The 12,629-nt window shown below is 70.7% G+C and carries 11 protein-coding genes; 1 reads left to right on the plus strand and 10 read right to left on the minus strand.

The features are described 5' to 3' along the window. Positions 1-129: 129 nt before the first annotated feature. Complete coding sequence (locus tag WFQ05_RS11610; protein ID WP_205954359.1) at positions 130-612, minus strand: winged helix-turn-helix transcriptional regulator; 483 nt, start codon at positions 610-612, stop codon at positions 130-132. A 267-nt stretch (positions 613-879) separates the two neighbouring features. Then, positions 880-1,149: a hypothetical protein gene (locus tag WFQ05_RS11615; RefSeq protein WP_130524319.1), complete on the minus strand. Its 270-nt coding sequence runs from the start codon at positions 1,147-1,149 to the stop codon at positions 880-882. Between the two features lie 521 nt (positions 1,150-1,670). On the opposite strand from WFQ05_RS11615, the gene WFQ05_RS11620 reads away from it, so the two are divergent. Beyond that, complete coding sequence (locus tag WFQ05_RS11620; RefSeq protein WP_337053925.1) at positions 1,671-3,173, plus strand: esterase-like activity of phytase family protein; 1,503 nt, start codon at positions 1,671-1,673, stop codon at positions 3,171-3,173. A gap of 131 nt (positions 3,174-3,304) precedes the next feature. Here WFQ05_RS11620 and WFQ05_RS11625 read toward each other — a convergent pair whose 3' ends face one another. The 8 genes from WFQ05_RS11625 to WFQ05_RS11660 form a co-directional block, all read right to left on the minus strand. Further along, entirely contained in the window at positions 3,305-4,744 is a 1,440-nt protein-coding gene (locus WFQ05_RS11625) for a DcaP family trimeric outer membrane transporter (RefSeq protein WP_337053926.1), read from the minus strand. A gap of 133 nt (positions 4,745-4,877) precedes the next feature. Further along, positions 4,878-6,086, minus strand: a complete 1,209-nt coding sequence (locus WFQ05_RS11630; protein ID WP_337053928.1) for a benzoate/H(+) symporter BenE family transporter — start codon at positions 6,084-6,086, stop codon at positions 4,878-4,880. Positions 6,087-6,088: 2 nt separating this feature from the next. Then, positions 6,089-7,429 carry an MFS transporter gene (locus WFQ05_RS11635; RefSeq protein WP_337053929.1) on the minus strand — a complete coding sequence of 447 codons (1,341 nt, stop codon included), beginning with the start codon at positions 7,427-7,429 and terminating at the stop codon, positions 6,089-6,091. Positions 7,430-7,530: 101 nt separating this feature from the next. Continuing rightward, the gene (gene salA, locus WFQ05_RS11640; protein ID WP_337053930.1) at positions 7,531-8,808 is read right to left on the minus strand and encodes a salicylate 1-monooxygenase; all 1,278 of its coding nucleotides are present in this window, start codon (positions 8,806-8,808) and stop codon (positions 7,531-7,533) included. A 123-nt stretch (positions 8,809-8,931) separates the two neighbouring features. Continuing rightward, complete coding sequence (benD, locus tag WFQ05_RS11645) at positions 8,932-9,702, minus strand: benzoate diol dehydrogenase BenD (RefSeq protein WP_131659024.1); 771 nt, start codon at positions 9,700-9,702, stop codon at positions 8,932-8,934. Beyond that, positions 9,699-10,736 carry a benzoate 1,2-dioxygenase electron transfer component BenC gene (gene benC / locus WFQ05_RS11650; RefSeq protein ID WP_337053931.1) on the minus strand — a complete coding sequence of 346 codons (1,038 nt, stop codon included), beginning with the start codon at positions 10,734-10,736 and terminating at the stop codon, positions 9,699-9,701. The genes benD and benC overlap by 4 nt, the downstream gene beginning before the upstream one ends. Positions 10,737-10,758: 22 nt before the next feature. Then, on the minus strand, positions 10,759-11,247 hold the full coding sequence (benB, locus tag WFQ05_RS11655) for a benzoate 1,2-dioxygenase small subunit (RefSeq protein ID WP_130516934.1): 489 nt from the start codon (positions 11,245-11,247) through the stop codon (positions 10,759-10,761). Beyond that, positions 11,244-12,602, minus strand: coding sequence for a Rieske 2Fe-2S domain-containing protein (locus tag WFQ05_RS11660; protein ID WP_131659026.1), 1,359 nt, complete (start codon positions 12,600-12,602; stop codon positions 11,244-11,246). The genes benB and WFQ05_RS11660 overlap by 4 nt, the downstream gene beginning before the upstream one ends. Positions 12,603-12,629: the final 27 nt, after the last annotated feature.

Genomic DNA, 12,629 nt, shown 5'->3' on the forward strand with positions numbered 1-12,629 from the left:
ATGCTGCTGCGCTCATTCGGGAAGGAAGCTCTTGGCGTGAGAATTATCGGCGATTTCACGGAGAATTTCCGCATCTACCATGCAGCAGATCCTGCCGACCCACACCCCAACCGCGGCTCAACGCGGCGCTCAGGCCAAGGACTTCACCGACACCTCGCCACGCAGGATCGGCGACTTGATCACGATGTAGGAGAAGTACTTGCTGATGCCGATGTGCCGATCCAGCAGGCCTTCGACCAGCGACTGGTAGTGGGCCACGTCGCGCACCACGAACTTGAGCAGGTAGTCGAAGCCGCCGCTGACCAGGTGGCATTCGGTCAGCTCCTCCACGCTGCGCAGGCCGGCCTCGAAGGTGTCGAAGTCCTCGCGCCGGTGGTTGTCCAGGGTCACCGAGGTATAGACCACCTGCACGCGGAACAGCTTGGCCAGGTCGAGCCGCGCGCCGTAGCCGGCGATGTAGCCGGCGCGCTCCAGGCGCTTGACCCGCGCCAGGCACGGGCTGGGCGACAGACCGACCCGGTCGGCCAGGTCGGCGTTGGTGATCCGTCCCTGGCGCTGCAGCTCGGCCAGGATGTTCAGATCGATGCGGTCCAGCCGCGGCAGGCGATCGATCACGCGCGCACCCGCCGCATGCCTGCGCCAGCTCGGCCATCGAGTCGAAGACAGGGGCCGTGCGAGTCGACCGGGGGGTCGTCACAGTCGAAGCGCGGCACGGCGGAGTCGGTCAGGCGCATGGCCGGCGTTGATCCCGGGCAGGAAGGGCGTCCGGCACGGCGACGCCGATGCGGCGCCGCGTCCCGCGGACGGAGGGCGCCCATTGTGCCGTCTCGGCAGGTTCTGCCGCACCTGCGGGGCGCGCGGCGATCGCGCCCCCGGGCGTCAGTCGGCGTCCGGAGCGCGGCCCAGGTCGGCCTGGTCCTGCTCGATCTGGCGCCGCTGCTGCAGCTGCTCGGCGACCATGCGCTCGGCCTTGGCGAAGGCGGCCTCGGCATCGGCCACGTGCAGTTCGTCGTCGCCGTACAGCTCGGGCGGCAGATCGTCGATCTGCAGCGACTTGATCATGGTCTTGCCGTCGTGGCTCCAGATCTCCACGCGGAACGGCGTGTCCTCGACCGTGCCGGACCGCCAGTGCTTGCGGGGTTCTTCCATCGGAGCGCACCTTGGGTGACTTCAGTACGGCCAGCCTGCACGCGCGGCCGTGAGCGCGCCATCAGCGCGCGGCAGGCTGCAACCAAATCATCGTCCGACCGTCACATCGGCGACGCACGCGCTCGCCATCCTGTGCCCGCAGGTCCGGCGCGGTGCGTGATCGACGGCCAGGACCTGCGCGAGGCGACAGACGGATTAGCCGGGAGTGCCGTCCAGAGCAAAACCCCGGCAGTTGGTGCGCGATCCTTTCCGCGTCGCGGAAAGCCCACGGGCTCCCAAGATCGCGCGAGCCAATCCCCAAGACGCCCCGGCCCCTCTCTCTGCCGGGGCGTTTTACTGTGCGCCGACGCGTCGCGGCCAGGGCGCTGCGGTCATGCGGCACGGCGCGGGCGGCTGCTACGCTCGCGCCGTGCGGCCGTGGCCGCCTCGCTGCCCTCTTCTTCTTCCGATCCTGCCATGCCTGCATTCCGCTGTTGTTCCGCAGTCCACGCAACGTCCTGCTCCCGCACGCGGGTGCGCGCATGAGTCTGGCGCCCTGGCTGCTGGCGGCCGCGGCCAGCACGGCGGGCTTCACCACGCCGCACCTGGCCACCACACCGCCGCCGCATGCGGTGCAGTTCGACGGCAAGACCTATGTCGATCACGGCCTGGTCGCCGCCGGGCGCGTGCCGGCCGGCACGCTGGACTTCATGGGCGACACGCTGGGGTCGTTCTCCTCGCTGGGCGTGCAGGCCGGCCAGTGGCGGCATACGCGCGATGGCTACGAGGGCGTGCTGTGGACCCTGCCCGACCGCGGCCGCAACGATCCGGACGCCGGCCTGTTCTACGACTACGCCGGCCGTCTCGAACGCCTGCGCATGACGCTGCGCCTACCGCGCGCGGGCCAGACGGCGGGCGAGACGCTGACCCTGGTGCCCGATGGCGGGCTGACGCTGCGCGACTTCGAAGGCCAGCCCTTCACCGGGGCAGACCCCGGCGCGCACACCGTGGTGCAGGGTGGCTTCACCCTGCCCTCACCGGCCAGCGGGCCGGGCGCGGGCAAGATCTCGCTCGATGCCGAGTCGCTGCAGTTCACCGCCGACGGGCACTTCTACATCGGCGACGAGTACACGGCCAACGTCTATTACTTCGATCCGGCCGGCCGTCTGCGCGGGGTGATCGAGCCGCCGCCGGCGATCGTGCCACGCCGCGACGGGCTGCCCGCATTCGGCTCGCTGCAGGCGCCGCAGCACGGGCGCCGCAACAACCAGGGCGTCGAGGGCCTGGGCCTGTCGCCCGATGGCACGCGCCTGTTCGTGGCGCTGCAGAGCGCGCTGGTGCAGGACACCGCCGCAGGCGAACACGCCGGCCGCCGCGACACGCGCGTGCTGGTCTACGACGTCTCCGGGCACGCGCTGCCGAAGCGGCCGATCGGCCACTACGTGGTGCAGCTGCCGATCTACACGCACAAGGGCAACGGCAAGCCGGCCGATCGCACCGCGGCGCAGAGCGAACTGCGCGTGCTGGACGACACGCGCTTCCTGCTGCTGGCCCGCGACGGCGCCGGGCTGGGCGCGGACAAGCCCGAGCCGGTCGTTTACAAGTCGATCCTGCTGGTCGACACTGCCGGGGCCAGCAATCTGGCTGGCTCGCGCTACGAGCGCGGCGACACCTCGCTGCTGGCATCGCCCGCGTCCACGGCGCTCAAGCCCGGCATCAAGCCCATGCGCTGGACCGAGCTGATCAACCTGCTCGACCCGGACCGGCTGGCGCAGGTCGGCCTGGACCTCGACGTCGCCGCGGGCCCACACCCCGGGCTGATGTCGGAGAAATGGGAAGCCATGGCGCTGCTGCCGGCGCTGGACCCGGCGCGGCCGGACGACTGGCTGCTGCTGGTCGGCAACGACAACGACTTCATCGCCCGCCGCTGCGTGATGCAGGGCCATGGCTGCGATTCGGCCTTCGACAACGACAACCGCGTGCTGGTCTACCGGCTCACCCTGCCCGGGCCTGCCAAGCCGCGCGGCAAGCATCGACCGCGCTGAGCTGGCGCCATCGATGCGGCGACCGCCATGGCGGCGGTGCCTCGTTCGATGTGCCGACGTGCATCGGTGGCGCGCTGTGGCAGCAGCGCGCGCACCTGTTCGCGGCATCGGCCACACCGACCCGCGCGTGCTCAGAACGTGTACTTGACCGTGGTCTGCACGCGGCCCAGCTCGCCCTCGGCATCGTTGCCCAGATCGCGTCGCGCCCAGCTCAGCTCGGCGCCCACGTCCAGCCGCGGGAACGGCGAGTAGATCAGGTTCACGCGCCAGGACTGGGTGCGCTCGGTGGCCTGCACGCCGACCGCCCGCTCGTCCACGGCGATGTAGGCGGCCGAATAGGCCAGCGTGCTGCGCAGGTTGGCGGTCCAGTTGTGGCGCCACGCGGCGAAGCCCGCATAGCCGTCCTGCGCCTTGAGCCGGCCGGCGGTGTCGATGTAGCCATCGGGGATCAGGCCGAAGCCGATGTAACGCCCCAGTCCGGGCCCGCCGCTGACCGTGTACTGCAGCAGGTCCTTCGGCCCGGCCTTGATCGAGCCGGCCACGCTCAGGCCGAAGCCGGAGGTGCTGTCGTCGGCCGTGCGCAGCTGCCGGGCCAGCGCCGCGACGGTGAAGTGGCCCCAGTCGCCCTTGGTCGTCCAGCGCGCGGTGAGGTCGGGCAGATCGTTCTCGCCGGAGCTGACCTGGGTCGGGCTGCGGTTCTGGTACCAGGTCTGCGGGTTCTCCAGCGAGAAGGACCAGTTGCCGGTGGTGTAGCGGATCTGCGCCTGACGCGCGAACAGCGTGCCGTCGACGATGCCGACGAAGTCCACCGTCTCCGGCAGCGAGCCCAGGTCCATCAGATTGGTCCAGGTCTGGCCGGCCAGCCAGTGGTTCCACTGCACATAGGCGTGGCGCAGCGTGGGCGGATAGCCGTTGGAGAACTTCTCGTTGCCCACGTTGTTGTTGCCGCCGCCGAAGAAGTCGAACTCGACATAGCCCTTGAGCTTGTCGCCGGCGTCGGTGACGCGGTCCACGCCGAACCACACCCGCGAGAACTGCGCATGGAAGTCGGCGTACTGCTTGCCGGGGCCGGCATCGACCGGCGTGGCCGCGGGGAAATAGAACAGCCGCCCCGGCGTGCTGTCGGCGATCGGGCCATCGCTGGTCCAGGTCGAGAGCATGTCCAGCTTGATGAAGCCGCCGAAGCTGAAGTGGCTGTCGCCGCCGGCGACGATGGCGGTGTTCTGGATCGGCGCCTTGCCCGGCGCGGTCGCCGGCGCCACGGTGCCGGCCGCGGTGGCCGAGGTCAGCGCCGGCGGCAGCGCGCCGCTGGCCTGCACGCCGGGCCCCTTGAGCGGCGGTGCGCCTGGCGCGGTGGCCTCCGCCAGGCGGGTGCGGGCATCGACCAGTTGGGTCTGCTGCTGTTCGACCATCTGCTTGAGCGCGAGCACCTCGCTTTCCAGCTGGGCGATGCGCGCGTCCTGGCGCGCATCGGTGGTGTCCTGCGCCTGGGCCAGGCCCGGCGCGCAGAGGGCAAGAGCGAGCGCGCAGGCCAGGGTGGCGCGGCGCGGCGTGACGATGGATGACGGCATGTGGTTCTCCCCAAACCAGGTGTGATGAAGCACGGGCGCGACCCGGCAGCGGGCGCGCGATGACAGGCGTGCGGCAAGACCTCCCCGTCGCGCCGCGCACTGAGCGGGACGGGCCAATACAAGACGGATGGGCTCAGCGCGGCTGTTCGACGCCCACCAGCAGACGCGGTCGTCGCCACGCCAGCAGCAGATGCGCGGCCAGGCCGAACACCAGGCTCCAGAACGCCGCGCCCAGCCCCAGCAGCGACATGCCCGAGGCGCCGACGATGAAGGTCACCAGCGCCGCGTCGCGCTCGCGCGGCGCGGCCAGCGCGGTGCTGAGCGCGTGGGCGATGCTCGGAAACAGTGCCAGCCCGGCCAGCGTGGCGACCAGTTCCTTGGGCAAGGTGGAGAACAGCGCCACCACGGTGCCCGCGACGCTGCCCAGCAGCAGGTAGGCCAACGCGCCCGAGACTCCGGCCACATAGCGCCGCTCGGCGCGCGGATGCGCCTCCGGCCCGGTGCACAGCGCGGCGGTGACCGCGCCGGGGTTGAGGCCATGGCAGCCGAACGGCGCCAGCAGCGCCGAGGCCGCGCCCGACCACACCAGCAGCGTGCTGGCCGCCGGCCGCGCATAGCCGGCCGTGCGCAGCACGGCGATACCCGGCAGGAACTGCCCGGTCAGCGCCACCACCAGCAGCGGCAGGCCCAGGCCGACGATGGCCTGCCACTCGAAGCGCGGCGCGACCCACACCGGCGCGGTCAGCGCCAGCGTCGGCAGCGGCCCCTGCAACTGCCCGCACAGCGCCGCCACCAGCACGCCGGTGACCAGCACCGCCATCACCGCGTAAGGCGCGAACCAGCGCCGGCCGATGAAGAACGCCGCGAACATCGCCAGCACCAGCCACACCTGCGCGGCCATGCCGACGAAGGCCTTGGTGGCGAAGCCGAACAGCACCCCGGCCAGCATCGCCGCGGTGATCGCCGGCGGCAGCCGCGCCACGATCCGGTCGAAGGCGCCGGACAGCCCGATGACCAGCAGCAGCGCGCTGGCCACCAGGTAGGCGCCGATCGCCACCGCGTAGTCGACCGTGGGCAACAGGCTGACCAGCAGCACCGAGCCGGGAATCGACCAGGCGATCACCACCGGCACGCGATGGCGCAGGCTCAGCACGATCCCCAGCACGCCGCTGCCGATGCAGATGGCCCAGACCCACGAGGCCAGCAGCGGCGCCGGCAGCCCGGCCGCGGCCTGGACCACGATCACCAGCGGCCCGGCGAAGGAGATGAGCGTGGCCACCACCCCGGCCAGGACCGCCGACAGGGAGGCATCGCGACCGAGCTGGCGCAGCGCCGCACGCATGGTCAGGGCGCGTCGGCCACCGCCACGCGGGGCGCGGCGGCCGCCGGCTGGCTGGCGAGCGCGTAGACCAGGGTCGCCAGCGTGGCCACCGCCGCGGGGATGGCGAAGATCAGGAAGTTCTGCTGCAGCGGCAGCTCCCTGGCCAGCAGCACGCCGCCCAGCGTCGGCCCGACGATCGCGCCGATTCGGCCCACGCCCGACGCCCAGCCCAGGCCGGTGGAGCGGATCGACAACTCGTAGAGCTGCGCCACGCTGGCGTAGAGCAGGATCTGCGTGCCGATGGTCGCCGCGCCGGCGACGAAGACCAGCGTGAACAGCGCCGCCACCGGCAGGTTGAAGCCGATCAGCGCGATGGACAGCGTGGCCGCGACGAAGAACGCCACCACCACCCGCGGCAGGCCGAAGCGGTCGCCCAGGCGCCCGCCCAGTATCGCGCCGGCCATGCCGCCGAAGTTGAGCGAGAACAGCGTCAGCAGGCTGGCCTTCTCCGCGTAACCGGCCTCCTGCATGACCTTGGGCAGCCACGAGCTGAGCAGGAAGACCAGCAGCAGGCAGCAGAAGAACGCCGTCCACAGCATCAGCGTGCGCAGCGCGCGGCCGCCGCGGAACAGCTCGGCCACCGACGCCGTCGCCCCGCTCGGTGCGTCGTAGATCAGCACGTCCTGTGGCCCCAGCGGTGTGGCGCCGGGCAGACGCGCGTGGATGGCGCGCGCCTGCGCCTGTTCGCCCCGCCGGATCAGGAAGCCCAGCGACTCGGGCAGCTTCCACCACACCAGCGGCAGGAACAGCAGCGGCAGCACCGCGATCCAGAACATCGGGCGCCAGCCCAGGTTGGGGATCATCCAGATGCCCAGCCCGGCCGAGACCATGCCGCCGACCGAGTAGCCGCTGAACATCAGCGCCACCATCGTGCCGCGCAGCCGCTTGGGCGAGTACTCGTTGACCAGCGCCACCGCGTTGGGCATCAGCCCGCCGCAGCCCATGCCGGCGAAGAAGCGCGCCACCTTGAACTGGGTCGGGTCTTGGGCGAAGCCGGTCAGCAGCGTGGCCACGGTGAACAGCAGGAAGCTGATCACCACCCCCTTCTTGCGGCCGAAGCGGTCGGCCAGCGAGCCGAAGATCAGCGCGCCGAACATCATCCCGAACAGCGCCCAGGCCTGCAGCACGCCGGCCTCGGGCTTGGTCAGTCCCCATTCCTTGATCAGCGTCGGCAGCACCGTGCCGGCGATGAACACGTCGTAGCCATCCACCACCAGCAGCAGCCCGCACAGGGCCACCACCGTCCACTGCAGCCGGCCGAAGCGGCCGCGTTCGATTGCCTGGTTCACGTCGACGCTGTGCATGTCTCCTCCCTCCGAAGACCGATGACACTGCTGATTGACCGCGCTGGCCTGCCGGCAGGCAGGTGCGGCGCGGCGTTGATGGCGTCGCGGCCTGCGTCCCCTCAGGCCGCGACGGTGTTGATGGCCTGGCGCGCCTGTTCCACCTCGGCGTCCAGGTCGTGGTTCCAGATCCAGTCGAAGCGCGAGGCCAGCGTGGCGCCCAGCGCCGCGTCGTCGCTGCCGACCTTGGGATCGCGCAGTTCGTAGAGCTCGCCGGCCTCCCACGAGGTGCGCTGCACCCGGCACGCGCGCGGCCTGCGGATCGTGTCGTAGGCCTCCAGCAGCGCCGGCAGCTGCGCCCGCGTCAGCGCGGGGTCGGACAGCAGCCGGGCGAAGAAGTAGGCGTCTTCCAGCCCCTGGCCGGCGCCGGCGCCCTGATGCGGCAGCATGGCGTGGGCGGCATCGCCGATCAGCGCCAGGCGGCCGTGCACGTAGCGCGACAGCTGCGCGCCCTCGTGCAGCGCCCAATGCGTGGGCGCGTCGATGCATTCGAGCAGCGTGCGCGCGGCGATGCCCCAGTGCGCATAGGCCTCGAGCATCTCGCGGCGGCTGGCCTCGCGTACCCAGGGCTGGCCCTGCGGCCACTGCGGGTCCGGATCGCTGCGGTCGGACACGAAGGCCACCACGTTGATCAGCCGCCCCTGCTTGACCGGGAAGGTCAGGATGTGGGCGTCCAATCCAAGGATCATCTGCGGCACGTCGACCAGATGCGTGTCCACGCCGGCGGCGATGAAGGCCCGGCGCAGGCGCTCGCTCTCGATCATGCCGCGGTAGGCGCAGGTGCCGGTGAAGCGCGGCGCCACCGGCGCCTGCCCCAGCGGCCGCAGCACCTCGGCGCGCAGCGCCGACTTGATGCCGTCGGCGGCGATCAGCAGATCGCCCTCGTAGTGGCTGCCATCGGCAAAGTGCACGCGGGCCGCGTCGTCGCCCTGCTCCACGCCGACCGCGCGCTTGTCGAAGGCGGTCATCCCCAGCGGCAGGCGCGTGGCCAGCGCGTCGAGGAAATCGGCGCGATGCACCGACGACTGCCCGACCCCGGGCGCGCGCGTGGCGCCGAGCAGGCGCGCATCCTCGCCGCGGCGCCATTCGAACCACACATCGCCATGCGGCGCCGGCGTGCGATCGGCCAGCTCGGCATAGGCCTCGCCCATGCCCAGACCCTGGATCGCGCGCACCGCGTTGGGGCCGAAGGACACGCCGGCACCGATCTCGCCGAAGGCGCGCGCCGACTCGAACAGGCGCACCTCCAGATGCGGCCGGCGCGCCAGCCCCAGCGCCAGGCCCACGCCGGCGATGCCGCCGCCGACGATGCCGATGCGCAGCGGCGCCGATGCGCTCATGGCCGGCCTCCGTGCGCGGGCTCGATCAGCGACATGAGGTATCCGGTGGTGTACGTGTGGTGCGCGGGCATGTTCCCTCCCAGGTCGTGCGTGGCGTGGATGCGGTCGTTGGCGTCGAGTGCTTCAGCCGGTGTCGCCACCGGCCACCGGCAGGATCGAGCCGGTGATGTAGGAGGCCTCGCGCGAGGCCAGGAACAGGATCGGCGCGACCTGCTCGTCCACGGTCGCGTAGCGCTTGAGGAAGGTGGAGGCGGTGACCTGCTCGACCGCCTGCGCCATCCACGCCTGCTCCTGCGCGCTGTCGCCTTCGGCATTGCGCGGCACCCGCCGCGGCGGCGCGGCGGTGCCGCCCGGCGCGGTGGCGACCACGCGGATGTGGTGTTCCCCCAGCTCCATGGCCAGCGACTGGGTCAGCGCATTGATGCCGCCCTTGGCCGCCGAGTACGGCACGCGGTGGATGCCACGGGTGGCGTTGGAGGAGACGTTGACGATGGTGCCGCCGCCGCGCGCCAGCAGGTGCGGCAGCACGGCGTGGCAGCCGTACAGCGTGGGCATCAGCGAGCGGCGGATCTCCGCATCGATCTGCGCCGGCTCGAAGGCCGCGTAAGGCCGCATGCGGATCGCGCCGCCGACGTTGTTGACCAGGATGTCGATGCCGCCGAAGTGGCGCGCGGCGAAATCCATCGCCGCCTGCGCGCCGGCATGGGTCTCCAGGTCGGCGTTGAAACCCACCGCCTGCGACCCGATCGCCGCGGCGACCTCGCCCACGAAGTCCGCGCGGTCCACCAGCACCACCTGCGCGCCCTCGGCCGCGGCGCGCTGCGCCACGCCCTGGCCGATGCCCTGCGCGGCCCCGGTCACCACCATCACCTGCCCGGCGAAGCGTCCGCTCACGCGGCCAGGTCCTGCGGCGCGCTGGCCGGCGCGTTGGGCGTGAATTTCTCGTAGTAGAAGTTGGCAGGCGTCAGCGCGACCGCGCTGAAGTGGTTGCGCACCGCATCGACCATCGGCGGCGGGCCGCACAGATAGACGTCCACCTCGCCGGCGTGCAGCGCCTCGGGCGGCAGATGGTCGGTGACGTAGCCCAGCTTGGGATGGCGCGAGGCCGGATCGACCACGCAGGTGGTAAAGCTGAAGAAGTCCAGCCGCTCGGCGAAGCGCTGCAGCTGCTCCACCAGCACCAGGTCGGCGCCGCGGGTGACGCCGTACATCAGATGCACCGGATGCGCGCTGCCGGTCTGCGCGAGCTGGGCCAGCATCGACAGGAACGGCGCCAGGCCGGTGCCGCCGGCCAGCATCAGCACCGGCCGCGTCACCGCGCGCAGGTAGAAGCTGCCCAGCGGGCCGGTCAGCTCCAGCACCTGGCCCGGGCTGGCGCTGTCCAGGTAGCCGCTCATCAGCCCGCCGGGCACGCGCTTGATCAGGAACGACGGTGCATCCGAGCCCGGCGGCGAACTGAAGGAGTACGAGCGCGTCTGCCCGCCGCTGCCGGGCACGGCGATGTTGACGTACTGGCCGGGCAGGAACGCCGGCGCGCCTTCCAGCGCCTCCAGCTTCAGTTCCAGCGCGGCGTCCGCATGCGGCACCACGTCCACCACTGCGGCCTTGAAGCGGGAGGTGCCGGTCTTGCAGGCCGCCGAGGTCGTCGGCACGGCGATCGTGCAATCGCTGGACGGTACCATCTGGCAGGTCAGCACCAGGCCGGCGGCGGCCTCGTCGGCGCTCAGCGCATCGTCGATGTAGTCCTCGCCCAGGTCGTAGGCGCCGGCCTCGGCGCGGCACTTGCAGGTGCCGCACACCCCGTCCGAGCAGTCCATCGGCAGGTTGACCTTGGCGCGAAACGCGGCGTCCAGCACCTTCTCGCCGGGATTGCAGTCGATGAAGCGGGTGACGCCGTCCTCGAAGTTCAACGCGATGCGGTAGCTCATGGTGTCCTCCTTCGCGCCCGGCTCAGACGTGGTAGATGTCGATGACCTGGCGGATGTAGTCGTTCTTCAGCACGATCTTCTTGTCGGCGATCAAATAGCCGCCGCCTTCGCGGCGCAGCGTCGCGTAGCAGGTGCCGAAGAAGTGGTCGGTGACCTTGTAGCGGTGGTTGAGCGTGTGGAAGTTGTAGCGCACGTCCACCTCGTCGCCGCGCTCGGCGAGCACCTCGATGTTGGTCGTGTTGTGGCCGGTGCGCGGCTCGGGCGTGGACGCGCTGGAGCGCTCGGTCTTGATGCGGAACACGCGGTCTTCCAGGCCGTCGCGGCTGGGGTAATAGATCAGCGAGATCTGCGACTGCGGGTCCTCGGTCAGCCGGTCGTCGTCGTCCCAGGCCGGCATCCAGTAGGTGACGTCCTCGGCGTACAGCGTCAGCCACTCGTCCCACTGGCGATCGTCGAGCAGGCGCGCCTCGCGATACAGGAAGGCCGCGATGGTGGCGATCTCGTGACTCACGCGGCCGCTCCATCGTCCTGGCGCGCCAGCGCGCGGCGCATGGCCTGCGCCCAGTACGCGTGCTGACGCACGAACAGGCCCTCGTCCTCGCTGCGGCCGCCGGACAGCAGCGGCTGCATGCCCATCTTCCTGGCGTTCTCGTCCGGCCCCTCCACCCACAGCGGCGCACCGCGGCTGAGGTCGTTCCACAGGGCCGCCGTGCCGGCATAGCCCTGCTGGCAGGCGCGGAATTCCTCCAGGTCGTCGGCCGTGCCCATGCCCGAGACGTTGAAGAAATCCTCGTACTGGCGGATGCGCGTGGCGCGCTCTTCGGCGCTCTCGCCCTTGACGCCGAAGCAGTAGATGGTGATCTCGGTCTTGTCCACGCTGATCGGGCGGGCCACGCGGATCTGCGTGGAGAACTGGTCCATCAGATAGACGTTGGGATACAGGCACAGGTTGCGCGTCTGCCGGGTGATGAACTCGGCGCGCTCGGCGCCCACGCGCCGGGCGATCTCCTCGCGGTGCGCCCACACCGGCCGCACCTCCGGGTTGAGCGACTGGGTCCACAGCAGGATGTGACCGTGCTCGAAACCGTAGACGCCGCCGATGCTCTTGCTCCAGCCGTTGGCGTCCACCGCCTTGGTGCCGGTCTCCTTGCGCCGGCCCATGGTGGCCGAGTAGTTCCAGTGCACCGAGCTGACGTGATAGCCGTCGGCGCCGTTCTCCATCTGCAGCTTCCAGTTGCCGTCGTAGATGTAGGACGAGCTGCCGCGCAGCACCTCCAGGCCCTCGGGCGCCTGATCGACGATCTGGTCGATGATCACCCGCGTCTGGCCCAGATGCTCCTCCAGCGGCAGCACGTCCTCGGACAGGCTGCCGAACAGGAAGCCGCGATAGCTGGCGAAGCGCGGCACGCGCTTGAGATCGTGCGAGCCGCCCTCGCCGAACTGCGGCGGATACTGGGTGGTCTTCTCGTCCTTGACCTTGAGCAGCTTGCCGGTGTTGCTGAAGGTCCAGCCGTGGAAGGGACAGGTGAAGCTACCCTTGTTGCCGTGCTTGCGCCGGCACAGCATCGCGCCGCGGTGCGCGCAGGCGTTGATCACCGCGTGCAGCTCGCCGGTCTTGTCGCGGGTGATCACCACCGGCTGGCGGCCGATGTAGGTGGTGAAGTAGTCGTTGTTGTTCGGGATCTGGCTCTCGTGCGCCAGATACACCCAGTTCGACTCGAACAGGGCCTTCATCTCCAGCTCGAACAGCTCCGGGTCGGTGAAGATGTCGCGCCGGCAGCGGAAGACGCCGGCCTGCGGATCGTCCTGCAGCGCGGTGGCCAGCAGCTGCTCGACGTCGTGGGTGGGTTCGATGATCGCGGACATGCAGGGTCCTCCCGTTCGAGGATGGCA

It is taken from the genome of Pseudoxanthomonas sp. USHLN014 (genome assembly GCF_037153335.1).
GTDB lineage: Bacteria > Pseudomonadota > Gammaproteobacteria > Xanthomonadales > Xanthomonadaceae > Pseudoxanthomonas_A > Pseudoxanthomonas_A winnipegensis.

What these genes read in the sequence shown, in the direction of transcription:
- WFQ05_RS11615 (WP_130524319.1), bottom strand. Translation starts at nt 1,149, where the DNA reads ATGGAAGAACCCCGCAAGCACTGGCGGTCCGGCACGGTCGAGGACACG.
- WFQ05_RS11620 (WP_337053925.1), top strand. Translation starts at nt 1,671, where the DNA reads ATGAGTCTGGCGCCCTGGCTGCTGGCGGCCGCGGCCAGCACGGCGGGC.
- WFQ05_RS11625 (WP_337053926.1), bottom strand. Translation starts at nt 4,744, where the DNA reads ATGCCGTCATCCATCGTCACGCCGCGCCGCGCCACCCTGGCCTGCGCG.
- WFQ05_RS11630 (WP_337053928.1), bottom strand. Translation starts at nt 6,086, where the DNA reads ATGCGTGCGGCGCTGCGCCAGCTCGGTCGCGATGCCTCCCTGTCGGCG.
- WFQ05_RS11635 (WP_337053929.1), bottom strand. Translation starts at nt 7,429, where the DNA reads ATGCACAGCGTCGACGTGAACCAGGCAATCGAACGCGGCCGCTTCGGC.
- salA (WP_337053930.1), bottom strand. Translation starts at nt 8,808, where the DNA reads ATGAGCGCATCGGCGCCGCTGCGCATCGGCATCGTCGGCGGCGGCATC.
- benC (WP_337053931.1), bottom strand. Translation starts at nt 10,736, where the DNA reads ATGAGCTACCGCATCGCGTTGAACTTCGAGGACGGCGTCACCCGCTTC.
- WFQ05_RS11660 (WP_131659026.1), bottom strand. Translation starts at nt 12,602, where the DNA reads ATGTCCGCGATCATCGAACCCACCCACGACGTCGAGCAGCTGCTGGCC.